Raw genomic sequence first — 25,953 nt, forward strand, 5'->3', positions numbered from 1 at the left:
TATTTAATGAAAAAAACAAATCTATTAGCAGCTTTAACCTTTGCGTTTACTTCTATGAATGCACAGGATATCAAGCTTGAATCAAATGCCGAGGATGTACAGAAGTACATGAACACCATTACCCAAGAAGAATTGAAAGGACATTTATCAATTCTTGCTTCAGACGAGTACGAAGGTAGAGAAACTGGTGAGCGAGGTCAGAAAATGGCTGCAGATTACATTGCAAAACATTTTATGAATAAAGGATTGGTTGGTCCTGTAAAAGACAATCCAAATCCTTATTTTCAGCAGTTTGATTTATATAATCAGAAGTATACCAACTTTACTATTTCAGCAAATGGTAAATCAGCAAAATTATTCGATGATATATTCCCATATGGTAATTTTACAATTAAAGAGGACGTTGAATTAATTTTTGTTGGATTTGGAGATTCAACAAAAACATTTGATGATTATGCAGGAGTAGATGTAAAAGGAAAGGGGGTAATCTTCTTCCAAGATTCACCAGATGAATATGGTCCAGAAGCAAAAGTGAACGGATTAAGAAGAAAAGCAAAATATGCAGCTGAGAAAGGTGCAGCCTTTGCAATTATTCTTCCTGAATCGGATGAGAAATTTAATACACAAACTAGCCGTTATGCTAGTTACTTAAAGAAAGGTAGATTAACTTTTAATAAACCTCAAAAATCTAATGAGCAAAATAGCTTTGGTTTAGTATTAGGTAAGCCTTCTACATTTATGGAAGTATTAGGACTTGATGAGTCTAAATTTAATAAAGCTATTGCAAAATCTCTTAAGAAGCAGGAGTCTCCGAAGCATACTACATTTAAAGTATCTATCGATGCGGAATTTTCTACAATGAGGGTTCCAACTGAAAATGTTTTAGGTTTTATGGAAGGTACTGATCTTAAGGATGAGGTATTAGTTGTTACTTCACACTATGATCATGTTGGTATTATTGATGGAAAAATTCATAATGGCGCCGATGATGATGGTTCTGGTACAACAGGTGTTTTAGAAATTGTAGATGCTTTTGCTCAAGCCAAGAAAGATGGTAAAGGTCCTCGTAGATCTATTCTATTTATGACTGTAACAGGCGAAGAGAAAGGTTTGTTAGGTTCAGAATACTATTCGGAGCACCCAATTTTCCCAATGGAAAAAACAATTGCAGATTTAAACGTAGATATGATTGGTAGAGGAGATGATGCTCATAAAGATCAGCCTAATTTCGTTTATGTGATTGGTTCTGATATGTTGTCATCGGATTTACATAGCATTCATACACAAGTATCTCAAACTTATAAATCGGATTTAGCTTTAGATTATACTTATAATGAGAAGAACGATCCAAATAGATATTACTATAGATCTGATCATTATAACTTTGCTAAGCATGGTGTTCCTGTAATCTTCTATTTTAATGGTACTCATGAAGATTATCATCAGCCGACAGATACAGTAGACAAAATCGCTTTTGGGCCAATGCAAAATAGAGCTCAATTGATTTTTGCCACAGCATGGGAATTAGCGCATAGAGATAAAGCTCCTGTTGTTGATAAAGAAGACAATGGAAGTAAATAATATAAATTTCCAATAAAAGAAAGGCCTACATTCATGATTGAATGTAAGCCTTTCTTTTATATATCTATGGAAGAAGGTTAATCTTCATTTTTTGCTTCCGCTTGTCCTGACGATGGTCTTTTTGGACGATCTTTAAAAAGAGGTTCTCCCTTGTAATTCTTGTTTAGAACTTGTGATCCATCCCAAAGGATTTTAATCTCACTTTGTCCAATAACAGGGTCTCTTGGCATATTATCAGGTAAGTCTCTTCTAGTACGAACTCTAGTTAGCAATTCAGATTTTGGAGGAATCTCATCAAATCTATTTTTAAAACCAGGTAGATACTTATCAGGACCTTGAATTTTACTTGGAGGTAATACTGTTGAGTTTGCTTTAGCATTGTACTCAATATTTTCCACCTCATTACCAACTTCAAAATAGATCGTCATACTTGGGCATGAAGATTTATTCAAGGCATAAATATTCTTCTTATCGTCTGTTAGTTGGAAGAATCGAGTCATACCATTACCCTTTACATCTACTTTGTTTAGCTGATTCTCTTCAAAGTGTGCAATGATTTTTTTACCCTTCACTTGGTTAAAGTTTTGGATAGTATCTTCAGAAATAATAAAACCGTTACGATTCAAGTATAATCTTTCAACACCTTTAGAAGTGATATCTGTTCTGATGGTTTCGCCTGTCATTTGAGACTTCTGAGCCCAGATACGAGGATCATCATAGAAATAAATCATTGAGTCGTTATAGTAGTAGACTAATGAATCACACCTTGATTTCATGTCCTTGTTCCACATAGCTACATTATGATACGCATAAAGAGTATTTTCTTTGGTAGTCGTATCATTAATAGAGTGGAGAGTATCAGCCGCTAGGTAATACATATCCATCCAATTGCCATTGATAGGTTTACTCATTAACGCGTTTCCATAGGCAAAAGTAGAGCTATCTTCTCTTACAACATAGTCGGCGTAAATCATGGCTGTATCGAGCTTACTGTAGAAAATTACATTGCCAATAGCCGTTGAATTACCAGAATTTTTATCTGTATCAACTTTGTCGCCAATTAAAATGTATTTTTCATTTTCAACAACAGCAGATCCTTCGAAATGTACCTTACCACTTTCAGTGTTATATGTACCTGCATTCGCCTCTACATCACCATCTTTACTTTCAATTCTTGTTCTAGTATTGAAAATGGCAATTTTAGTATCTCTATCGTAAATCAATTTCTCCGTAACTAGGTGTTGTACTTTGACAGTATCATCCATTACAACATCCTTTACGAAAATTAATTCTTTCTTTTTCAAGTAACCTTCAATAGAAGTAAGTACCATTGTTTCTTGAGTAACAGTACCACCTGTAAGGTATTTAGCATCTTTAGTAGTTGTATTGTAATAAAGTTTGTCAGTAACTAATACTACATCTTCGTCAATTAATTTAACGATTTTACCTGTGATGATTACTTGACCGTTGCGTTTGTCGTAATCCATTTTGTCACCAGTAATTTTTGTCTTTTTATCGATGACGATAACATTACCAGTAGCGATTACTCTTTCAGTTTTGATTTCTTGTCTTGCCTCGTCACAATAAATTGTGGTGGTCTTCTGATCTAATTTTACCCTCTTTGTAGGTGAACTGTAGAATACTCTCCATCCAGATATACCTTTAGATCTAGCAGCACTAATTCTAACTTTATCTTGATTTTGAGCATTGACATTGATGGACATTACCATCGTGAGAAATACAATTAGACCTAAAAAAAATTTTTTCTTCATTATCTTTTAACTACTTAAGAGATCGAGCAATTTTTTTAATTTTGCTAGCTTGCAAATTTATCCTTGTTAAACCAATTTTCCATGAATATTATGAATTACCATTGAAATATTTATGAATTCATATGATTTTCAAGGTTAAACTTTCATGAATATTTAAACTTGACACACATGTATGACAATCAAAATAATTTATCTGTCCAATTTTTAACTTTTATTAAAAATAAAGGGTTGAGAAAATCAGATAGAATTCTTCTTGCATTTAGTGGTGGCGTTGATTCTGTTGCACTATGTCTTTTATTCGTGAAACATGGTTATAATGTTACGCTGGCTCATATGAACTTTAACCTTAGAGGGGAAGAAAGTAATGAAGATGAGGAGTTTGTGCGTGATTTTGCGAAAAAGAAGAAAGTAAATATTCACATAAAGAATGTTAATACCTCAAAGCTAGTTCAAGAAAGTAATCAGTCAACACAAATGATTGCTAGAGATATTCGATATACTTGGTTTGATGAATTAAAAAAGGAAGAGGGCTTTGATTACATAGCTACGGCACATCATAAATCTGATAGTGTTGAAACGGTATTATTTAATTTAATAAAAGGAACAGGCATTGAAGGATTACATGGGATTAAATTTCAGAATAGAGATGTGATCAGACCTTTACTATTTGCGTCAAAGACTGAATTGAAAGAATTTGTACAATTTTCAAAGGAAGGTTGGAGAGAAGATAGCTCAAATAGTATTAATAAATACGCCAGGAATTTAATTCGTAATAAGATTATTCCTTTGATGTCAGAAATTAATCCACAGGTAGAAAAGGCAATAGCGAATACATCACATAAATTAAGTCAAATAGAAAATGTGTTTCTTAAGAAGGTAAAAGGAATCAAGAAATACAATTGGGAGGTTACTCAAGATGAAATATATATCAACTATCGTCAATATTTTAATAAAGATGATGCCTTAATTATTCTATTCTACCAATTAAAAGAATATCATTTTGATTGGGTGACGGTAGTGAATATCTATGAGAAACATACCAAGGCAGGGCTGACTTTTTACAATAATGATAATTCATATGTTTTGATGACAACTACTGACCAATTGATATTAAAAAAGGTCACTAAAAATCATTATTCAGATAAATTAGAGATTAATAATGAAGGGAGTTATACCATTGCTTCTACCTCTATTGATGTTAAAGTTGTAGAAGTTGTAGCTTTATCGGGTCTATCAGAGAATTCAATATATATCCAAGAAGAGTTCTTTCCACTAATTCTGAGAAATGTAGAAGATGGAGATAGAATTAAACCCTTTGGGATGAAAGGGAAATCAAAAACGGTGAAAGATTTACTTCAAGATGAGGGAGTACCAGCTTATTTAAGAGATAACGTTTTTGTAATACAAGCTAATTCAGGTGAAGTATTATCAGTAGTTGGATATAGAAATTCAGAAAAGTTGAGAATTAAAAAATTTCCTGCAAAACTATTTGAGATCACTTTAAAATCGTAGATTTGGTTATGCTAAATATTTTTAAGAAAACATATACTACTGAAGAAAGAACACTTTTTGATTTTATGAGAAAGGGTATTCTTTTTTCAAAACTATCTGATGAAGAACTTGCTAAATTTGCTCCTCATCTTCATTTGCGTCATTATACTAAAGGTGAGGTAATTTTCTTTAGAGATGATCCAAGTCAGGCTTTATATTTAGTAAATAGTGGAATTATTACTCTTAACATTGATATTGAAGATAAGTTTGAGGATTTAGTACACCTGAAGGCGACGGAAACCTTTGGAGATAATGCAATTCTCGAAGGTACGAATAGACCTTATAACGCAGTTTGCTTTTCGGAACATGCTGACGTTTACGTTATTCCAAGTGCTGTGATACATGATATTTTTGAAGAAAATATTAAAATTCAAGCAAAAATGATGGTGAGTATGGCAGAGATATATGATCGATTTACGAGCCATTTATTTAGAGCATACAAGGAATCATTTGGCTTTTTTGACCTTGGAAGAGCCTTTATGCCATTTTAATTGTAATAATATCATAAATAAAACATGACGAATGTCATGTAAATTAGATGTTTTTTGTATTTTTGCCTTTGTAGAGTCCTAGTTGATATTTATATCCTACTAAACAAAAGGAATTTTTAACTAGGTAACGCGATAATACTTATGAATAGCAACAATACAACAAACAAGGGAAGCATCTATAGAAAATTTGGTGTCATCACTGTTTTTGCAGTGTTTTTCCTGATTTTGGTAGGAGGGATTGTAAGAAGTACAGGTTCAGGAATGGGATGTCCAGACTGGCCAAAATGCTTTGGAACTTGGGTTCCTCCAACAGATGTTAGCCAACTGCCAGACGATTATAAAACGATTTTTGCAGTTCAAGGAAAAGAAATTGCAGACTTTTCTGTATTTAAAACTTGGACAGAGTATGTCAATAGATTAGTTGGTGTACTCATAGGATTCTTTATTTTTCTTACTGTTGTCTTTTCACTTCCTTATAGAAAAGACGACCCACAAGTTACCTTATTTTCATTTTTAGCTTTTATTCTAGTTGGCTTCGAAGGCTGGTTAGGATCTAAAGTAGTCTCTACAGATTTACACCCAGTCCTAATTACTGTACATATGCTTATTGCTTTGGTAATTGTCGGGATATTAATTTATGCTGTAGCTAGGTCTAGAAAACAAACTCTTACATATAAAGAACCTACGAACCTAAAGGCCATCAACAAGTGGTTGTATGTAATTTTAGGGTTGTCTTTTATTCAAATCATAATGGGTACTCAAGTACGAGAAAGTATTGATCTTGTAGCTAGAGAACTAGGAGAAGAGAATAGAGGCATCTGGATTGATCAATTAGGATTTACTTTCTATTTCCATAGATCTTTCTCAATTGTTGTAGGAATCTTAAACATCATTTTTATACAAAATGTATTTAAAGGTACAGAAGCGAAGCATCCTGCTAGATTATGGTCTAAAGTATTATTTGGATTATTATTTACGGTAGTTGTTTCAGGTGCAGTGATGGGACACTTTGGTATTCCAGCATTTCTACAGCCTGTACATTTATTGTTAGGATCCCTAATAGTAGGTTGTCAATTCTACATTGCTTTATTAGTCAATCACTCAAGGGTATTAGGAAACTCAGAAAATGACATTTCGAAACTTCAAAAAGCAACCGCATAATATGATAGTAGCAGATTCGAACTCAGCAACGTCATCTTTACAAGCTTCAAAGAAAAAATCACGAGCTAAAGACTTTTATGATTTACTAAAAGTTAGACTTACAGCTGTGGTGGTGTTCTCTGGAATTTTTGGTTATTTATTAGGTACTGATGAGATATCTATCACTGCTATTTTAGCATTAGCTATAGGTAGTTTTATGATTACAGGTGCAGCTAATACAATCAATCAAATTATCGAGAAGGAACACGATAAGATGATGAAAAGAACTAAAGGTAGGCCACTTCCATTGGGTATAATCTCCAGAAAAGAAGCGGGTTTATATGCTTTACTTTTAGCTGTTGTTGGTGCTGCATTCTTGGTATATTATGTGAATGTCTATGCAGCACTTTTATCAGTGCTATCGCTAGTACTATATGCTTTTGTTTATACACCTTTAAAAAGAATTACTCCGTTATCTGTATTAGTTGGAGCATTCCCAGGTGGTTTTCCTCCGTTAATTGGATGGGTGGCCGCTACTGGTGAAATCGGTATTGAAGGTTTGGTGCTATTTGCCTTACAATTTATGTGGCAATTCCCTCACTTCTGGGCAATTGCATGGGTGGCAGATACAGACTACAAAAAAGCAGGCTTCAAAATGTTGCCTTTTAACGGAAAAAAAGATGTGAACACTGCTGTTCAGATTTCAATTTATACAATGTTTTTAATCCCTATTGGCTTTTTACCTACTCAGTATGGCATGACAGGGATGTGGTCTGGTTTAATAGCCGCATTAGCAGGTGCAGCATTCTTATTTCAAACATTTGGTTTGATGAAAGATAAAACAGATAAATCAGCATTGAAGATTATGTTTACTTCTTTTATTTATCTACCCATTGTACAATTAGTTTATTTATTCGATAAAATATAATGAGAACGAATATGTCAGTGAGCAATGCTCCAAAGAAACCAACAAGTATGCATCCAAAGAAATTTGCGATGTGGTTGTTTATTGTTAGTGTTGTGATGATTTTCGCTGCATTAACAAGTGCATATATCGTAAGACAAGCAGAAGGTAACTGGACTCAGTTTGCTTTGCCTAATATTTTATATGTAAGTACAGTTGTTATCCTGTTGAGTAGTGGTACAATGCATTGGGCTTATTTAGGTGCCAAGAAAGATGATATGGGACAACTAAAGAAAGGAATGATCATAACATCAGTTCTAGGTTTTATCTTCTTAGTACTTCAATTCGTAGGATGGGAACACCTTGTAGAAATGAATGTCTATTTTGTGGGTAATCCATCTGGTTCATTTGTATATGTATTAACTGGACTACATGGGGTTCACATTGTCAGTGCGGTTATATATGTATTTATTATTCTTGGAGCTTCTCTAAGAGGTAAGATTCATTCTGGGACTATTGTTAGAATGGAGATGGTAGCAAACTACTGGCACTTCTTAGATGCACTATGGATCTATCTATTTGTCTTTATGTTACTTAATAGATAAATAGTGATATTCGTCATAAAAAAATAGCACAAAAGTCACCAAATAGTTGTTTTTGTTAATAATCGACTATTAATTTGTGTAAAATAAAGTTCAAACAGACACTATAATTTTTATAACATCCAATCTTTATGTCGTCATCTACAACATTGACAACACCCAAAAGAAGTATTTGGGACGGCGCTGAGAGACCAATGAAGGCAAGCTATGGAAAGCTGATGATGTGGTTTTTCTTAGTTTCGGATGCATTTACATTTGCATCACTATTGATTGCATACGGCGTGGTTCGTTACATGCACCCAGCTTACGAAGGAGCTTACTCTGAATTCACTTTCGCAACAAGTTCGGAAAATTTCTATTGGCCAATTCCAGAAAAAGTATTTAATGCTTTCCCTGGTTTACATGGAGTAGATGTGCCACTAGGTTTTGTTGGTTTAATGACCTTCATTCTTATCTTATCTTCAGTAACAATGGTATTAGCCGTTGAAGCAGGAGAAAGAAAGTCTCAGAAAGAAGTAGAGAAATGGATGCTTTGGACTATCGTTGGTGGTGTTACTTTCTTAGGTTGTCAAGCTTGGGAATGGTCTCACTTTATTCACGGTACTGACGAAGGAGTTTTACGTGACGGTGTTCGTATTTTTGGTGCTAACTTGCATGAGAATCAATATGGACCTCAGTTATTTGCTGATTTCTTCTTCTTTATTACAGGTTTCCACGGTCTTCACGTAACTTCAGGTGTAATTCTAAACATCGTTATTTTCTATAACGTTGTAATGGGTACTTACGAAAAAAGAGGTACGTATGAAATGATTGAGAAAGGTGGATTATACTGGCACTTTGTAGATTTAGTGTGGGTATTCGTATTTACATTCTTCTACTTAGTTTAGTATTTTTTCATTCCATAACTTCAAAACATTACTATTATGGCACATTTTGATGCTTCAATGACACCAGAAGAAATCAAGGCAGCAAAAATGAAGACGGTTTTAAAAGTAACTATCATTCTTGCAGCTGTAACTCTTGTAGAATTTGCTTTGGCATTTGCATGGCCTGACGGTTCGTCAAGATTTATATTAAACATATTATTTGTTGCCCTTACTATCGTAAAGGCGGGTTACATCATTATGGAATTTATGCACTTAGGACATGAAACAAGCTTATTAAAGTTTGTGATTTTATTCCCAATGCTTTTCCTAGTGTGGCTTTGTGTAGCACTTTTCGTAGAAGGTCAAGCCATCTTAGATGCATTTCTAAATTGGTAATCTCAAATTTTTGAGAATTATTGAAATATAATGGTTTGATTTCTTCAACTTTGTAGAGATCAAACCATTTTTTATAATATCATATAATGAACAAACCTAATATTAAGAAGTGGGTATTCTTGTTCACCTTAATTGGAATACCTTTAGTTATTTTCTTCTTCCTTAAAAACTTTGGAACGAATGAATATAGTTTACAGAATTCAGAAGAAACTTTAGAAGTTTATAACCTGAAATCAGTGAACTGCACTCCCAATGAAGTGGATGGTGTTCATAGAATTCCAGATTTCTCATTTACCAATCAAGACGATCAAACTTTTACCAATAAAAATTTAGAAGGTCACATCTATGTGGCAGACTTCTTCTTTACAACTTGCCCTGATATTTGTAAGGCGATGACATCAAGCCTTCTTAGAGTGCAAGAAAGATTCAAAGATGAAGATCAATTAAAACTAGTTTCTTTTTCTATTGATCCAACATATGATACCCCAAAAGTGTTATCAGAGTACGCGGAAAAGAATAATATTAATACTGATATGTGGACACTACTTACTGGAGATAAGAAAACCATCATGGATTTAGGTCAATGTGGTTACTATATCACGGCAAAAGAAGTAGCATTAGGAGGTCAACCTTCATTATCACATAGCGATAAATTAATTTTGGTGGATAAACACAGTAGAATTAGAGGTTTCTACAGTGGAACAGACCAAGATGATGTAAAGAGGTTACTTACTGAAATATCTTTACTGTTAAAAGAAGAATAAAATCTACTATTGAATTCAATATAAAATGAACACATTAGAACAAAAGAGAGAAGATAAACTGCCTTTAATTATTATTGGGGTTGTATCTGTTCTTATTCCAATTGTTGTTGCACTATTACTGTTTATACCTCAAACTGGTAAACTAGGTGATTTGGATGTTTCCTTCCTACCTCATTTAAATGCAGTAATTAATGCAGCAAGTGCTTTTGCATTATTATTAGGTTTTATCTTTGTTAAAAGAGGTAATGTAGAGTTACATAGACTAATGATGTATATCGCATTTGCTTTAGGTTCTATATTCCTTGTTTCATATGTAATTTACCATTTCCAAGGTGGTCATACTATTTTTGGAGATGTTAATCATGATGGAGTATTATCTGCTGAAGAAGCTGCAGCAGTAGCTACTTCTAGAACAGTATATATAGTTTTGTTACTTTCACATATTTTGCTTTCAGCAGTGGTTGTGCCATTGGTATTAATAGCGATCTACTTCGCAATTACAAAGCAAGTAACAAGACATAAGAAAATTGTAAAATGGACCTACCCAATCTGGCAATATGTTGCTGTAAGTGGTGTGTTGGTTTATCTAATGATTAGTCCTTTTTACGCATAAGCTAGATAAATATGAAAAAATTACTTTTAACAACACTATTCACTTTTGTGAGCTTTGCAGTGACATTTGGGCAATGTGCCATGTGTAGAGCAACTGTTGAAAACAATATCAGCTCAGGTGAAAGTGCAGTGGGAGCAGGTTTAAATACAGGTATTATTTACCTTATGGTTATGCCTTACATCTTAATTTCTTCAATCGTATATTTATGGGTGAAGAAAACAAGAGAAAAGAAAATTCAAGGATTTTCATAGAAATAAATACCATCCCATATCTTAAGCTCCAATAAGTACTTCTTATTGGAGTTTTTTTGTAATTTGTAAAAGTCTGAAATTACTCGATTTTTTTATCAATACTGCTTTATGCAAGCAAGACTGTTTTTTAAACAACTAATAAATAGTAATAATAAGGCCATTGTGGGCCTTGTATTTTCGGTATTATCTATCGTCATATTTTTAATCAACGTTGAATATTATAGTGTTGAAGAATATGATGTTTTTGTTCAAAACAGAATTCAGCAATTATCAAAAAATGCTGACGATATCATTTATGATATTAAATCCAATATCAAAGGAGAAACAGAAAATACACTCAATTTTCAGACATTACTGAGTGTGACTAATTACCCGGTTTATATTTATAAAAAAGGGGAGTTGAAATTCTGGTCCAATGACAAATTACAGTTGAAATATATTGATGATAAACTATTTAGTTATTTCGTAGAAGATGTCATCAAGAAAGGTTCTTCCTATTATTATGTCAGAAAATCAAATATCATGGTATATAACCAAGATTATGAGATTTTTGTGATCATTCCCTTAGTAGAAATTCGTGAGAACCCTACCAATATTTTATCCCATAATGTAAATGAATTCGTCTTTGGTTCTAAGGAAATCCCTACAATAGAAAAGTTTAAAGTAAACGATAATTATAAATCGATTTACACAAAGCTTAATAAATACCTTTTCTCTATAGATATCTCCAAGAAAGTATCTGTAGAGTTAATACCATGGCATATATTCATTTTTACGGTTCTAATAGCAACATTCTTTCTTCTATCAGCACTAAGTACATATATCACTGAATCGGTTAGGAAGGGAGGTAATATATTTATCAATCTGTCTGTCTTTATGATAGGTGTGATCAGTTTACATGAAATTGTATTGAGTATTGTAAATAATCCTATAATAAAGAATGAGTATAATGTTTTAACGACCATCGATAACCCTGTTTTATCTCAGTGGGACTCACTTGGGGTGATTTTTATTGATATGGTGTTCTTACTATTGATTTTTAGATGGATCACCAAAAACTTTAAAGACCTTTTCTCCATTCATTCAATGTATATACTCAATTACAAAGTACGTATTGGTATAAGTACATTGATGATCATTGCGATATTTTTAGTGATTAATACACTGGAGAAAGTCTATTTGGAGATCATAGAATCAGCTTCTGAGCTAACGATTCAATTTTCGGTATTTGATATTAGTATGCCTTATTTATTAGGTCAGACCAACATACTGTTTGGATTCCTTTTATCAAGTTTATACTTGCATCTAGTTTATAGAATTATTGGGTGGTGGTTAGACTTTTATGGTAAGTCTGTGGCTATGTTATTAAGTATCATCTTAATTTTCTCTTTTCACTTTTTCTCCGGAACCTCAGATATTGTCATCATTAACGTATTAGCCATCTTTACAGGGGTTTCATTAATGTTTGATACGCCAAAATATCTGTCTGTAGGAAAGTTTAAAGCCATTATGTACTTAATGTCTATGATCATTTTCTTTTCTATTTTGGCGGCAGTGATTGTTGAAAAAAATGAGACCAGAAAAGATGAAGAATTTAAGCAGAAGTTTGCCTACAAATTAATTACAAATGATGCTACTTTAAAGGCATTTTTAGAAGAAACGATCTCAGATGTAAAAGAAAGTGATCTTGTCATAGATGCAATGGCTTACCTAAATAAGCCAAGAGCTATTGAAGCAGCGAAAGGTATTAAGAATGATATTGTAGATTGGTTTGGTCATCGTTACGACATTAAGGTGAACATTTCATTTGATAATGGAGAAAACGTAAATAATGAATATACCTACGAGCAGTTGATGGAAAATTTCTTTGAAAGAAAAGATATCAATTATTCGAAAACTTTTGGTTTGAATAGCAAAATGGACCCCCAAAAGGGTACTTACAGTTATTTATGTAATATTCCGATAGTCGACCGTTTTGAAAGTACAGATACAATTGGATATTGTTTGATTGAATTAAATACAAAATCATTAGATGGTAAGTATTTACAATCGTCAATTTTGGATGAAAATTATAATGTTCATTATAAGCAAGAGGATTACTCTTATGCTATTTTCTTCAAAAAAGAATTGATCTTTAGTTCGGGTGATTATAACTACAGCAACTCTTTTTTAAAGGACTTCAATATTGAAGAAAACTCTTCTTTAGCCTCTAATTTTGATTATGGTGGTTATGAACACTTATTATTACCCAATGCTAACAATAGAATTGTAGTGATTTCATCTAAAGAGTTTACCTTGTTAGATTTCTTTAGGTCGTTCTCTACTTATTTTACAATAATTGTCTTCTTTATTTTTACCGTTTATAGTTCATACAACTACTTATCAAATCCTAAAGAATACAATCGTTCTTTCTCGTCGAAAGTACAGATATACCTTAATGCAGCCATTTTCTTCCCTATATTTTGTTTGGCTATCGTGATGGGTTCAGTGATGGTCAACTCATCAAGAAATGAAGTGCAGAGACAGTATTTGGAAAAAGCACAGACAGTAGCGACCAACTTATTCCAAAATAACGAGTTGTCGAAAGAATATTCATCGAAAGAGGAGATTCGATTAGATAATCTAATTCAAGAATTATCCAATGTAATGCAAGCTGATATTCGATTCTATGATCGTAATGGTCAGCTGAAGTCAGCCTCTGATAGTGAAATATTTGAATCTGGTCTTTTGAGTTCCCAATTAAACCCAAAAGCATTTGTTGGGATTATGGAGGAGAAAAAGACAAGAATGGTTGTCAAGGAGAAAATAGGAAACTTAGAATATAATACATCTTATATTGGTGTAAAAGCTTTTAATACAGGTGATGTAATGGGTGTGGTAAGTATACCGTTCTTTAAATCATTGAATAGATTTGATGATAGGTCAGTAGAAGTAATTACTACCATTATGATGATCTTCACGATACTATTCATGACTTTACTTCCTATTGTCCACTATGCTGCATTATCTCTTCTAAATCCAATTAAATTAATTATTCCAGAACTGAATAGGATTACATTAAGTAAGAAGAATGAACCTATTTTATATAACTCTAACGATGAATTTGGGCGATTGGTAGGAGAGTATAATAAGATGATTTCAAAGCTGGAAGAGAGTAAGAAAGAACTGGAAAGAAGTCAGAGAGAAAGTGCTTGGAAGGATGTTGCAAAACAAGTAGCTCATGAAATTAAGAATCCACTAACACCGATGAAGCTTTATTTGCAACAGTTGGAAAGAGTGGCGACTTCAGATGAAAACCCTAAATTATTGAGAGCAACTAAGATGCTTATCAATCAAGTAGATACTTTAAGTGGTATTGTAACATCATTCTCTGCATTTGCTCAAATGCCAGTGCCTAAAAAAGAAGTTTTCAATTTATCAAAAGTGATAAAGGATGTGATTATGCTACATTCTAGTAAGGCAGATATACAATTCTCAAACACACAAATCGGTCATGATGTGATGGTAGATGGTGATGAGAAGTTGACATCCAGAATATTAGCTAATTTAGTACTTAATGGTATACAGGCAGTTGAAGAAGGAGCTCCATCAACCATTATCATAGATCTTTATGAGAATGGAGAAAAAGCCATTGTGACCGTCATTGATAATGGAAAAGGAATTCCGGAAGATGTTCAGAATAAAGTGTTCGTACCAAACTTTACAACAAAGGCAACAGGATCAGGTATTGGTTTGGCTGTAGCTAAAAGAGGAGTAGAGCAAATGGGAGGAAGCATTTGGTTTGAAACTAAAGAAAGTGAAGGGACATCTTTCTTTGTCGAATTTATTATGGCAGAAGCATAAATAAAAAAGCCGTTTATCAAATGAAATGATAAACGGCTTTTTTATTAAAGAATTAGAAATTATACACCAGTATAGTTATAAGGTGTGATTACTTTTAATTCCTCTTTTATTGCATCAGATACCTCTAGACCTTCAATAAATACTTTGATAGAAGTTTCTGTGATTTTTTCGTTCTTACGAGTTAAATCTTTCAACATCTCATAAGGATTAGGAATACCTTCTCTTCTTAAAACAGTCTGAATTGCTTCAGCAACTACAGCCCAGTTATCTTCAAGATCAGCATCTAATTGAGCTGAGTTCAACTCAAGTTTGTTTAATCCTTTTTTCAATGATTGTAATGCAATCACGATATGTCCTAAAGGTACACCAATATTTCTTAATACTGTTGAGTCCGTTAAGTCACGTTGTAATCTTGAAATAGGAAGTTTTACAGATAAGTGTTCTAACACAGCACTTGCAATACCTAAGTTACCTTCAGCATTTTCAAAGTCAATAGGATTCACTTTATGTGGCATTGCTGAAGAACCTACTTCATTTTTATTGATTTTTTGTTTGAAGTAACGCATTGAAACATATTGCCATATGTCTCTCGCCATATCAATTAAAATCGTATTTACTCGCTTGTAAGCATCGAATAATGCTGCAAGGTTGTCGTAATTCTCAATTTGAGTTGTGAATTGAGATCTATCAAGACCTAAAGCATTATTTACGAAATCGTTACCAAATTCTACCCAATTGTGATCAGGGTATGCAACATGGTGTGCATTGAAGTTACCTGTAGCACCACCAAATTTTGCTGAATATGGAACTGACTTTAATGTTTGAAGTTGTTTTTTCAAACGGTAAGTAAATACTCTAAATTCTTTACCTAAACGCGAAGGTGAAGCAGGTTGTCCGTGAGTTAAAGCAAGAATAGGTTGTTTTTCCCATTCGTCAGCTAACGTATCAATTAAACTGATTACTTCCTCGATCATTGGGAACATCACTTCTTCATTAGCCTTCTTTAATGATAAAGGAATTGATGTGTTATTTACATCTTGAGAAGTAAGTCCAAAGTGAACAAATTCTTTTTGGTCTTTGATACCTAAAGCTTCGAATTTTTCTTTAATGAAATATTCTACAGACTTAACGTCGTGATTGGTAACACTTTCAAATTCCTTCACTTTTAAAGCATCTTCCATTGTAAAATCTTCATAGATTTTACGCATTGCTGGAAATAACGAAGTATCAAAATCTTCTAATTGAGGTAGAGGTTTCTCACATAAAGCAATGAAATACTCAATCTCAACCCATACTCTAAATCTGATTAATGCAAATTCTGAAAAGTAGTTTGACAGAGATTCCGCCTTGTTTCTATAGCGGCCATCGATAGGAGATACTGCAGTCAGTTGGTTTAGCTCCATTTTGTAATAGGAATTTGTGTTTAAAAACTAATCAAGTCGCAAATATACTGTCCGACATTCCATATCAAAAATTATTTGATCTATACCTTCAAAAAAAAGAATAAAAAAAGATGCTAAATCTTAAACTAGCATCTTCTTCAATATCAATTATTAGTCATCATCGTCATCACTGTGCCTTTTTACAGGTTTGAGATCAACACTAGCCCATTTGACTAGATCACCACAAAGCGAAGAAAGTCCTCCCACAACACCACCTACAATTGCCGTTATCATACCAATAAAATCATTGGTAGGAACAGTGAACATGGTAGCAATACGACTACTTAGTTCTGAATGGGTATACAATTGAATTATCGCGGCATAACTTCCCCAAAGGAAAGCAATACAAATAAACCCAATTAGGAAGCTTTTTAGGAAGTTGTTTTTACCGGCAAAAATACCATAGACAAAACAAGGTAAAAAGATGATCCACCATGGAAAAAGTACCTGTAAAAGACTACTCGTAATAATGATGGTAAAAGAATATATAAAATCGTTTTTATTCATTACTTAGAGATGGTTTCAATTTTTAATAGATGTTCTGGAGCGTCACTTTTTACAAAATCATTCTTTTTAAAGAAGTGAGTTGGTATCAAATCACCGGCTTCAAAATAGGGAACCATATTATCATAATATGGACTGCCCGGGTTTCCTGATTGTCCGCCTGGGATTACTTGATAGGCAATTGGTCCATCTTGAGTCATTTCGACTATCATTCTATAGCTAGGTCCATGTTGCTTTTTTGTGGCATTAAGGATGCCTTTATGGCCACCATTTTTTAAATGATCCACATGAAAGCCTGGTAACCTACCCATATGCATAATTTTAGTTTTCTTGAAATTGGTCCAAGAAAGAGATTCTTCTGGATGCTCTGTCTGCCATTTCTTTACTTTCGCAATGGCTTCATGGAAAGCTTGATTGATGACATCATCAATATTTTCAAGCTTCTTTGTTTCCAATTCGTCAGCAAAAATAAAATCAGGCTTATGCTTTAGTAAATAGAATGTATTGGCTCTCGTCGGCATTCTATAAGCTTTATTTGGATGAACGTTGATTTCATCCCATATGTCATTCATTAATGCTTCTACCCATTCTTCTAAGTAAATTGATGCAGTCTCTGTAGCGTTATATTCAAAGTTCCAGTCTTTTAGTAATAAATAGATCTCTTTTTCTTCAGAAGTAAGGTTAATCTGATTTAAATGCGACAATAAAAAGTGAAGGTTTTCTTCTGCAAAAAGACTGTAATTGTCATTTAACATTTTCTCCATGTCTTTTATTGTTAGATCTTTTGCTGAGTCTAATAAAGTATGGATTCTTCTATTCCTGTAATACTCATAATATTGGCCATAAGTATAATAAGGATAATTAGGATTTACAGGATGTTCATTTGCTGAGCTTACATAACCTCTTTTTGGGTTGACAATTCTGATGTTATGTTCCTGTGGGATATATCCCGTCCATCTTGTGTCAGATCTTGTTCCGTCCATCACAAATTTTCCTTGTTCCTCCCAACGTTTTGGAAATTTACCTTGAATATTCATAGCAATGTCATCATCTTTTGAGATGAAGGCAAAATTCAATGCTGGCCCATCGAAGTATTTTAAAGCATCTTTAAATTCAGTGTAATTGGAAGCTTTATTGATTTGATATAAAGTCTTTAGTTCTTTTGAAGGGTCATGAGCAGTCCATCTTAATGCATAACCAGCTTTTTCAGAGGATTTTCCAAAGGTCTTATCATAAACTACAGGTCCCCAGATTGTATATCGAACAGTATCGATAATTGTTTCTTTATCTCTTACCTTGATTTCCTCAATTCTTAAATCGGCTTTATCCCAATAGTTATCTATTAGATAATGCGTTTGAGATTTATCTTGAAATAAAATCTTATACCAATCTCGGTCATCTCTTCTAGCACTAGTTACACCCCAAGCAATATTTTCATTGAAACCTGAAACAATTGTTGGAATACCTGGGATAGACATACCCATAACATTCATCTGAGGGGTTGTAAGCTGACAAGAGAACCAAATAGACGGAAGAGTAAGGTTTAAGTGTGGATCATTACATAAAATAGGATTACCACTTTTTGTCATTTTACCAGAGACAGCCCAGTTATTACTTCCATTATCTGGGTCTTCTTTTTCAACTGCATGCTTTCTTAAACCAGAAAGTGCATGGTAATTTTTTGGTCTTTTGGGTAGTGTGTAATCAAAGTCTTTCCAAATACTATCATGATCTGCAATAGGTTTTTGTATATCAAGATAATCAGGGAAGAGTAAATCAAAATTCTTTTTTCCTAACAGTTGAAGTGCATTAGAGTTTTCAAAATCATAATCAGGGCCACTTAACGAGTATTGGATAAATTTAAACAACAGTGCGGTTTTAAGTGGAGTCCAATTTTCAGGTTTATAATTGAAGAACTTATATTCTACGGGTAATTCTTTAAATTCTAGTTGTTGAATATATGCATTGACACCTTCAGTATAGGCTTCGATTAACCCAAAGACTTTTTTATCATGCTTAAGTTCTTTGACAAACTTTTCGGCACCAAATTGTAAACCCTGTCGTCTCATGTTTTTATCATATTTGACAGTGATTTCTCCAAATATTTCAGATAATCGACCTGAAGCAGCTAAAGACTGAAAGTCCATTTGCCACAAGCGATGTCTTGCAGTAATATATCCTTGAAGTAAGTATAAGTCATGTTCATTAGTGGCATAAATATGAGGAATCAGCATAGAATCATAATATATTTTCCCTTCAGCAGTCATTCCTGTTAGCTGGATAACTTCGGGTATATTAGTATTCTTTACCTCATTTTGCCAAAAACCTTGAAATGGATCAAGAAATCGTCCTAAAGGGGGAAAGTTATTTATGTTGGAATCTAAAGCTACAATACAAAAGAAAGTAAAAGCACAGATTATTCCAGCAATTGATGACCTCATATATTTATATTGAATATTAAAAAGTACTGCAAATTAGTTAACCTTAGGGTCGTAATCAATATGATTCTTGACAATGTCTATTATTTCAGAAGGTTTTTTTACTAAATAATTAGGAGTTGATTTCTTTAAGGCTTGATATGAATTATATCCCCAGCTAACTGCTATGATTGGAATGTTTATTTTTTGACAAGCTTCTATGTCTCTGATCTCATCACCCACATATATAAGTGTACTGTTAGGGTACGCATTTTTTATTTTTAAGATTGATTTATCTTTTTTGAATAGCTTAGAAGAAGTATAAATCTTTGAAAAGTAATGAGAGAGGTTTTTCTGTTTAAGAAAAGAATTAATATTTTTCTTAGAGTTTGAACTCATAATATTTAATTCTACATCAATATTGTTTAGAGTTTGTATAGTTTCTTCTATTTGATCAAATAGTTTTACTTCATTTAAATCTTTATTCATTTTTTGTTTTACCTCAAAAATAAATAAGGGAAGGTTCCACCATTTTAATCCAAGTAGTTTGATGATTTCTTTAGCAGGTAGGTTTTGAAAATCACTAAGTTCTAAATGATCATTTTTTAGTCGATATTTTGATGATAATTGAGTGACAATTTTAGTAACTAAAGTCAACGAATCTGCGATTGTTCCATCAAAATCAAAAACTATTGTAATTTTATTCCTCATGTTGATAAAATAATTTAAGTTCGCAATATGATCAAAATAAATTTGCCAATTCATATTAAGATTGGGTTGCTTGGGGCGTTTTTGATTCCTCTTTTTTTTATCAATATAAGTGTAGGTTCATCCGATATTTCATTACATCATATCATTAATTATTTAATAGGAAATGAAACATCTAAGGGTATAGAGAACATACTTTCTTTAATTAGAATTCCGAAGGCAATTGTAGCAATTTTATCAGGAGTTGCTTTAAGCATTGCTGGATTATTGATGCAAGCTTTGTTTAGAAACCCAATGGCAGGACCTTCTGTATTAGGAATTAATTCTGGTGCATCTTTGGGTGTTGCATTTATTTCTTTAGCATCTGGAATGGGTGTCGGTATCGATACTGTAAAATATATGAGTGGGTTTGGTGCTTGGATGACAATTTTTGCTTCATCATTAGGAGCGTCATTTGTAATGTTGGTTATATTAGTTATTGCTCATAAAGTGAAAGATAATGTAGCCCTTTTGATTGTTGGAATTATGGTTGGAGCATTAGCCTCCGCCTTAGTTGGAGTGGCTCAGTATTTTAGTCATCCGGATCAATTGCAAGAGTACTTACTTTGGACTTTTGGAAGTTTAGGGGGGATTGTTTATGAACAAATTTTTGTTCTTTCGATTATAGTGTTGTTGGGTGTTTTGGTTAGTTTATACCTTTGTAAATCAATGAATTTGATGTTGTTGGGGGAGACCTATGCAGTAAGTATGGGGTTGTCTATTCAGAAATATAGAATTCTAAGTATAGTAGCAGCAAGCCTTTTAGCAGGAAGTGTTACAGGTTTTTGCGGGCCCATAGGTTTTATTGGTATAGCTGCACCACACCTTGCCCGAGTTTTTATCAAATCTTCTGATCATTTTAAACTCTTACCCATAAGTGCTTTTATTGGAGCAGGAGGAATGTTGATCTGTGATGTTTTCTCTCACATTAGTCAATCTGGAGTAGTACTACCTATTAATTCAATCACATCATTGATTGGAGCTCCTATTGTAATAATTGCCATGATTAAAGGACGTAAATAATGAATATCGTAGAGGTTCAAGATTTAACTACTGGTTATTCTTCTAAAAATGGAGATAAAGTTATTGGACAATATCCTTCATTACAGTTAGAGAAAGGAGATTTTGTAGCGTTAATTGGAAAAAACGGGGTAGGTAAATCAACATTACTAAAAACGCTATCAGGTGATATATCACCATTAGAAGGTGAAGTGAAGATTTTGAATAAAAAGGTAGATGAATTATCCTCTTTAGATAAGTCCAAGCAAATTAGTTTTGTTTTATCTCAGGTAAATTTTACTGGAAAGTTGTCCGTTAAAGATGTGGTGACTCTAGGAAGGTACCCTTATGTGAATTGGTGGGGGAAGCTCTCTAAATCTGATAATGATTTTGTTTTACAAGCGTTGGAAGATGTAGGAGCGATAGATTTTATTGATAGAGATGTAAATACTTTATCAGATGGAGAACGACAAAAAGTGATGATTGCTAGAGCAATAGCTCAAGATACATCATTAATTCTTTTAGATGAATCAACGGCACATCTTGACTTAATCAACAGAATAGAAATATTCCAATTATTGAAAAAGATTGCTAGAACTAGAAATAAAGCAATATTACTATCTACGCATGAAGTTGAAATGTCGCTTCAAGTCGCTGATAAATTATGGATTTTGTCAGAAAATAAATGCATAGTGGGGACGCCAGATATGATCATTTCCAAAAATGATATTGGGAATGTTTTCAATACAGAGACCGTTGGATTTGATACTCAAAATGGAGTTTTTAATTTTTGTGCTACTCACAAAAGTTTCTCTTTTGGCATAGAATTAGAGCCAAGTATTAATGATTACAACGGTGATCTTCATATAGAAAATAGAGTTTTATGGTTAAAAAGAAAGTTCCAATCAGAAGGTTGTTTTCTAACCAATGAAACTCCAGAGATAAAGATATCACTCAGTTATAAAAACGACATATTAGAGTGGGAAATTGAAGGGTTTGGTAAAGTAATAAAGATTCACGACCATAATAAAACAGACCTTTACAAAGAAGTAGTTTCCAATTTTATAATTTAACTAAGGATATTTTGAATTTTTTTTAATATTTCTCTTCTATATACTTATATTTGCTTAACTACTTGGGTTAAACATCAATTTTTTTAATTATAACCAAGATCTCATAATGGGGATTCTAAAAAGACTTCAACAGATTTCATTGATTTGTGTACTACTACTTTTAATAGTACAACCTTTAATATTTGCACAGAATGTAGAAATTCAAGGGGTTGTTCTTAATGAAGAACATACTTTCGTTTCCGCTGCTGTTGTTTATGTTGATGGTGAAAAAGTAGCCACTACAAATGCTAAAGGGCAATTTTCTTTTGCCATAGATAAAAATAAAAAAATCAATACTCTTAATGTGATTAAGAGAGGATACAAGATGCAAACTTGGGCAACAAATGGTCCGGGTAAAATTCAAGTATTACTTTCTAATGCTCCTGTTTTTATTAATGGTACAGTAAAACAAGGTGGCATTCCAGTTGGAGAGAAATTAATTAAGATTGGTGGACAACCATTTCCAGCCGTTAAGACGAACAAAAGTGGTAAGTTCCAACTAAGAGTAAACAAAGACTTTAAGGTGAAAACATCAACAGTATTCTTAGTTGATGGAGATCCTGTAAAGTCAAATCAATACCATTATTCTAAGCAATTAAATATTATAACAATTAATCTTCCTGGTAAGATTAAGGAAAAGCCAGCATTAGCTAAGAATGAAAAGACAAATGTTCAAAAGGAGGAGCCTACTACGGATCCTAATTCTACAGTTGTTGTAGAAGATATAGAGATTTCTCCAATCTTGGTTGTAGTGGTATATGATGAAGATATTTCTCCTGCAGATAGTTTATTGGTCAATATCAATGAACAAGAATTTCTTACAGATCAGAATGGTGAATTTGAAGTCTACGCCGATTCTTTGAATGAGAATAGTTTATTGATTAACGATTATGATATCGTAAAAACAAAATATGATTATGAGGATAATTACATGTTTGTTTATATATCAAGTGATGAAGGTTTAGAAAGCCAAGGAGAAACAAATATTGAATATTCTGAGAACTTTCAAACTGTTTTCAATACGCTTGAAGCAGAGAAACAAATACTTCAAGAAACGGGTGTCTCTTTAAGAAAAGAAATTCAAAAAATTGCTGCAAAATTAGAGAAAGATCATGATGTAAAGAGCCAAAAGGCGTTAGAGTCTTATTTAATGAGACTTCAGAATTCATTAATTGAAAACGAATTGGCCTATGAAGATGCTCAATATAAGACAAATCAAATGATGGAGAGAATGCGTTCTCAGATCAGCCAACAAACTTCTACAATCGAGCAAATCGAAGGAGAGAAGGAAGAGGTGGAAACAGAACGTATGTTATATTTCATCATTGCAGCAATTTCATTAATCTTAATTTTCATTTTCTATAAGAACCTTCAAAAGATGAAGGAGCAAAGAGATGATTTAAAAGAGATTTCAGAGCGTTTAGCAAAAGCTAATGATGAAGTAGTTAAATCTCATGAGGAGATGCTTTCTGTAAAAGATATTGGTCAGAAGTTTACATCTACATTGGATTTTGAAAACCACATGATTGAACTTCAAGAAAGTGTCAATGAACTAGTTCCTGCACCTACCTTTGGTATTGGTGTCTTTAATAAACTTCAAAGAAGATTGGAATTCAGAAATCAAATTTCTGATAATGGTACAGATCCTTATTATACAGAATCAATTGATAATGCATACAGCTTAGCGGCATGGTGTTTTAACAATGAGATCGAGTTGATCATAAACGACTACGATAAAGAAAATACATTATATATTCCTCAAAAGAAGTCGAATGTAGTATCTCCAAATAAATCATTAATCTATATGCCGTTAATGATTGATATGAGTGTTGTTGGTGTTATCACTATTCAAGCTCCAGAGGTAAATCAATATCAAGAATTAAATATTTCGATATTAAAATCATTAGCTTCTTATGCTTCAATTGCGGTTTCAAATTATACTGCATACAAGGAGTTGAAAGAAAAGAATAAGAGTATCACTGATAGTATGCGTTATGCGAAGACTATTCAGAGTGCGATCTTACCATCAAGAAAATTATTATCAGAATCATTTAAAGATTATTTCTTGCTTTATAGATCTAAAGAGATCGTATCAGGTGATTTCTATTGGTATAAAGAAAAAATGATTGACGGTAAATTAAGAAAATATATTGCAGTTGTTGACTGTACTGGTCATGGTGTTCCGGGTGCATTCATGTCAATGATTGGTAGTGCATTGTTAAATGATATTGTATCTACCAAAACCGTTACACAAACTGATGAAATCTTGAACATGCTAAATGAAGGTGTGAAAGAATCATTACGTCAAGAAGAATCATTAAATGATGATGGTATGGATATCGCTTTAATCTGTATCGAATCTGAAACAGGAGATAAAGTAAATATTCAATTTACTGGTGCAAAAAGACCAATTATGATCTTTGATCACCTAGAGAAAAAACTTAATGTAGTTAATGGTGATTCTAAGTCTATAGGTTATTCTACTAGAAAAGAAAAGAACTTCTCTAACCATCAGATTTCATTAAATAAGAATGATATTATTTATCTGACTTCAGATGGTTACGTTGATCAAAATAACTTATCGAGAAGAAAGATTGGTTCAATTAAACTAAAAGAGATTCTAGAGCAAAATGCTACTATGGCAATGACAGAGCAGAAAGAATATCTATTAAACTTCTTGAAAGATCACAGAAAAGGAGGTATTGAACAAAGAGATGATATTACCATAATGGGTATTAAAGTATAAATAAAAAGGCCTTTCCAAATAAATGGAAAGGCCTTTTTTTATATTATATATAGTCTCTTACAGACTTGGTTTAGTATTTAGTAAGAGAAGTTATGCAACATAATTGGCATTACTAGCATCAAAACATCCTCGTTTTCTGGTTGATCTTCTGGAACTATCAGACCTGCCATGCCTGGCTCAGAAAGACGTAAAGTGATTCTGTCTGATGAGATGTTATTTAAGATCTCAATTAGAAACTTAGCATTGAATCCAATCTCTAAATCTTCACCATCATGCTCACAGAATAAACGTTCTTTTGCTTCGTTTGAGAAGTCTAAATCCTCAGCAGAAACAAACAATTCATTGTCTTGAATCTTGAAACGAACTTGGTTAGTTGTTTTGTTAGCATAGATAACGATACGCTTCAAGCAACCTAATAAAGCTTGTCTGTCAAGAGTAACAAGATTAGAGTTGTTTAATGGAATTACGTTCTCATAATCTGGGAAACGTTCATCAATTAAACGAGAGATCAAACGCATAGATTCAAATGTGAATACAGCATATTGGTCGTTAAACTCTAATGACACCGTTTTTTCGTCAGAAGGAAGGATGTTCTTCAACTGAGTAAGTGCTTTCTTACCCATGATGATTGGTTCCATCATACCCTCAACTTGAATATCGTTTCTTCTATAACGTACAAGTCTGTGTGAGTCTGTAGCGACAAAGTCAGAATGGTCTTCAGTAAGGTTGAAGAAAACACCATTCATGTTTGGCTTCATGTCATCATTACTAGTAGCGAATAGAGTATACCCGATTGCATCAACTAGAGCATCACTACTCATTGTTAAGGCATTTGACATATTTAAGTTAGGGTTTGCAGGGTAGTCTTCTGCATTTTCACCCGCTAATTTATATCTACCATTATCTGATGCAATTTCAATTGTATATGTATCAAAATCAATTGAAAAAGTAACAGGTTGTTCTGGTAAGTTTTTAAGCGTATCCGTTAGCATTTTTGCTGGGATTGCTACGTTTCCATCGGAATCAGCTTCAACATTTACTTCAGATATAATGGTTGTATGCATATCTGAAGCTGTGATTCTTAAAAGGCCACCTTGGATTTCAAATAAGAAATTCTCCAAGATTGGCATTGTTGGATTATTTGGAATTACGCCATTTAACATCTGAATCTGTTTCAGAATAGTTGACGTTGATGCAGTGAATTTCATTCTT

At 33.0% G+C, this 25,953-nt stretch carries 21 protein-coding genes; 15 read left to right on the forward strand and 6 right to left on the reverse strand.

The genetic code is table 11. The features are described from left to right. Window positions 1–6 precede the first annotated feature (6 nt). The gene (locus tag QL232_RS10140; RefSeq protein WP_281614037.1) at window positions 7–1,581 is read left to right on the forward strand and encodes a M28 family peptidase; all 1,575 of its coding nucleotides are present in this window, start codon (window positions 7–9) and stop codon (window positions 1,579–1,581) included. Between the two features lie 77 nt (window positions 1,582–1,658). Here the strand turns inward: QL232_RS10140 and QL232_RS10145 are convergent, their stop codons facing one another. Beyond that, window positions 1,659–3,353, reverse strand: coding sequence for an OstA-like protein (locus QL232_RS10145; RefSeq protein ID WP_168883041.1), 1,695 nt, complete (start codon window positions 3,351–3,353; stop codon window positions 1,659–1,661). Between the two features lie 168 nt (window positions 3,354–3,521). Here QL232_RS10145 and tilS point away from each other — a divergent pair, with 168 nt between their 5' ends. The 11 genes from tilS to QL232_RS10200 all read left to right on the forward strand — a co-directional run bounded on the left by tilS (window position 3,522) and on the right by QL232_RS10200 (window position 14,774). Next, on the forward strand, window positions 3,522–4,865 hold the full coding sequence (gene tilS / locus QL232_RS10150) for a tRNA lysidine(34) synthetase TilS (RefSeq protein ID WP_281614038.1): 1,344 nt from the start codon (window positions 3,522–3,524) through the stop codon (window positions 4,863–4,865). Window positions 4,866–4,873: 8 nt separating this feature from the next. Beyond that, complete coding sequence (locus QL232_RS10155) at window positions 4,874–5,395, forward strand: cyclic nucleotide-binding domain-containing protein (RefSeq protein WP_168883043.1); 522 nt, start codon at window positions 4,874–4,876, stop codon at window positions 5,393–5,395. A gap of 141 nt (window positions 5,396–5,536) precedes the next feature. Further along, a complete protein-coding gene (locus QL232_RS10160) occupies window positions 5,537–6,556 on the forward strand; it encodes a COX15/CtaA family protein (RefSeq protein ID WP_281614039.1) in 1,020 nt (339 codons plus the stop codon). Beyond that, window positions 6,522–7,463: a heme o synthase gene (gene cyoE / locus QL232_RS10165; protein WP_281614040.1), complete on the forward strand. Its 942-nt coding sequence runs from the start codon at window positions 6,522–6,524 to the stop codon at window positions 7,461–7,463. The genes QL232_RS10160 and cyoE overlap by 35 nt, the downstream gene beginning before the upstream one ends. Continuing rightward, window positions 7,463–8,044 (forward strand): cytochrome c oxidase subunit 3, encoded by a 582-nt coding sequence (locus QL232_RS10170; protein ID WP_168883045.1) that lies wholly within the window; start codon window positions 7,463–7,465, stop codon window positions 8,042–8,044. The genes cyoE and QL232_RS10170 overlap by 1 nt, the downstream gene beginning before the upstream one ends. A 128-nt stretch (window positions 8,045–8,172) precedes the next feature. Next, on the forward strand, window positions 8,173–8,928 hold the full coding sequence (locus QL232_RS10175; protein WP_168883046.1) for a cytochrome c oxidase subunit 3: 756 nt from the start codon (window positions 8,173–8,175) through the stop codon (window positions 8,926–8,928). A gap of 36 nt (window positions 8,929–8,964) precedes the next feature. Next, the gene (locus tag QL232_RS10180; RefSeq protein ID WP_168883047.1) at window positions 8,965–9,303 is read left to right on the forward strand and encodes a cytochrome C oxidase subunit IV family protein; all 339 of its coding nucleotides are present in this window, start codon (window positions 8,965–8,967) and stop codon (window positions 9,301–9,303) included. Window positions 9,304–9,389: 86 nt separating this feature from the next. Further along, on the forward strand, window positions 9,390–10,067 hold the full coding sequence (locus QL232_RS10185) for an SCO family protein (protein ID WP_281614041.1): 678 nt from the start codon (window positions 9,390–9,392) through the stop codon (window positions 10,065–10,067). Window positions 10,068–10,092: 25 nt separating this feature from the next. Beyond that, complete coding sequence (locus QL232_RS10190) at window positions 10,093–10,680, forward strand: DUF420 domain-containing protein (RefSeq protein WP_168883049.1); 588 nt, start codon at window positions 10,093–10,095, stop codon at window positions 10,678–10,680. Between the two features lie 11 nt (window positions 10,681–10,691). After that, window positions 10,692–10,931, forward strand: coding sequence for a hypothetical protein (locus QL232_RS10195; protein WP_281614042.1), 240 nt, complete (start codon window positions 10,692–10,694; stop codon window positions 10,929–10,931). A 108-nt stretch (window positions 10,932–11,039) separates the two neighbouring features. After that, window positions 11,040–14,774: an ATP-binding protein gene (locus tag QL232_RS10200; RefSeq protein ID WP_168883051.1), complete on the forward strand. Its 3,735-nt coding sequence runs from the start codon at window positions 11,040–11,042 to the stop codon at window positions 14,772–14,774. Between the two features lie 59 nt (window positions 14,775–14,833). Here QL232_RS10200 and purB read toward each other — a convergent pair whose 3' ends face one another. The 4 genes from purB to QL232_RS10220 form a co-directional block, all read right to left on the reverse strand. Continuing rightward, complete coding sequence (purB, locus tag QL232_RS10205; RefSeq protein ID WP_281614043.1) at window positions 14,834–16,177, reverse strand: adenylosuccinate lyase; 1,344 nt, start codon at window positions 16,175–16,177, stop codon at window positions 14,834–14,836. A gap of 150 nt (window positions 16,178–16,327) precedes the next feature. Beyond that, complete coding sequence (locus tag QL232_RS10210; protein ID WP_168883053.1) at window positions 16,328–16,723, reverse strand: hypothetical protein; 396 nt, start codon at window positions 16,721–16,723, stop codon at window positions 16,328–16,330. Beyond that, on the reverse strand, window positions 16,723–19,161 hold the full coding sequence (locus tag QL232_RS10215) for a penicillin acylase family protein (protein WP_281614044.1): 2,439 nt from the start codon (window positions 19,159–19,161) through the stop codon (window positions 16,723–16,725). Before QL232_RS10215 ends, QL232_RS10210 begins: the two co-directional genes overlap by 1 nt. Window positions 19,162–19,194: 33 nt before the next feature. Beyond that, entirely contained in the window at window positions 19,195–19,848 is a 654-nt protein-coding gene (locus QL232_RS10220; protein ID WP_281614045.1) for an HAD-IA family hydrolase, read from the reverse strand. Between the two features lie 27 nt (window positions 19,849–19,875). Here QL232_RS10220 and QL232_RS10225 point away from each other — a divergent pair, with 27 nt between their 5' ends. From QL232_RS10225 to QL232_RS10235, 3 genes are all read left to right on the forward strand, one after another. Beyond that, window positions 19,876–20,907, forward strand: coding sequence for an iron ABC transporter permease (locus QL232_RS10225; RefSeq protein ID WP_281614046.1), 1,032 nt, complete (start codon window positions 19,876–19,878; stop codon window positions 20,905–20,907). Then, complete coding sequence (locus QL232_RS10230; RefSeq protein WP_281614047.1) at window positions 20,907–21,956, forward strand: ABC transporter ATP-binding protein; 1,050 nt, start codon at window positions 20,907–20,909, stop codon at window positions 21,954–21,956. The genes QL232_RS10225 and QL232_RS10230 overlap by 1 nt, the downstream gene beginning before the upstream one ends. Before the next feature lie 106 nt (window positions 21,957–22,062). Next, the gene (locus QL232_RS10235) at window positions 22,063–24,741 is read left to right on the forward strand and encodes a SpoIIE family protein phosphatase (protein WP_281614048.1); all 2,679 of its coding nucleotides are present in this window, start codon (window positions 22,063–22,065) and stop codon (window positions 24,739–24,741) included. A gap of 77 nt (window positions 24,742–24,818) precedes the next feature. Here the strand turns inward: QL232_RS10235 and dnaN are convergent, their stop codons facing one another. Beyond that, window positions 24,819–25,949 (reverse strand): DNA polymerase III subunit beta, encoded by a 1,131-nt coding sequence (dnaN, locus tag QL232_RS10240; protein WP_168883059.1) that lies wholly within the window; start codon window positions 25,947–25,949, stop codon window positions 24,819–24,821. Window positions 25,950–25,953: the final 4 nt, after the last annotated feature.

This window comes from Flammeovirga sp. SubArs3 (assembly GCF_947387565.1).
GTDB classification, from domain to species: domain Bacteria; phylum Bacteroidota; class Bacteroidia; order Cytophagales; family Flammeovirgaceae; genus Flammeovirga; species Flammeovirga agarivorans.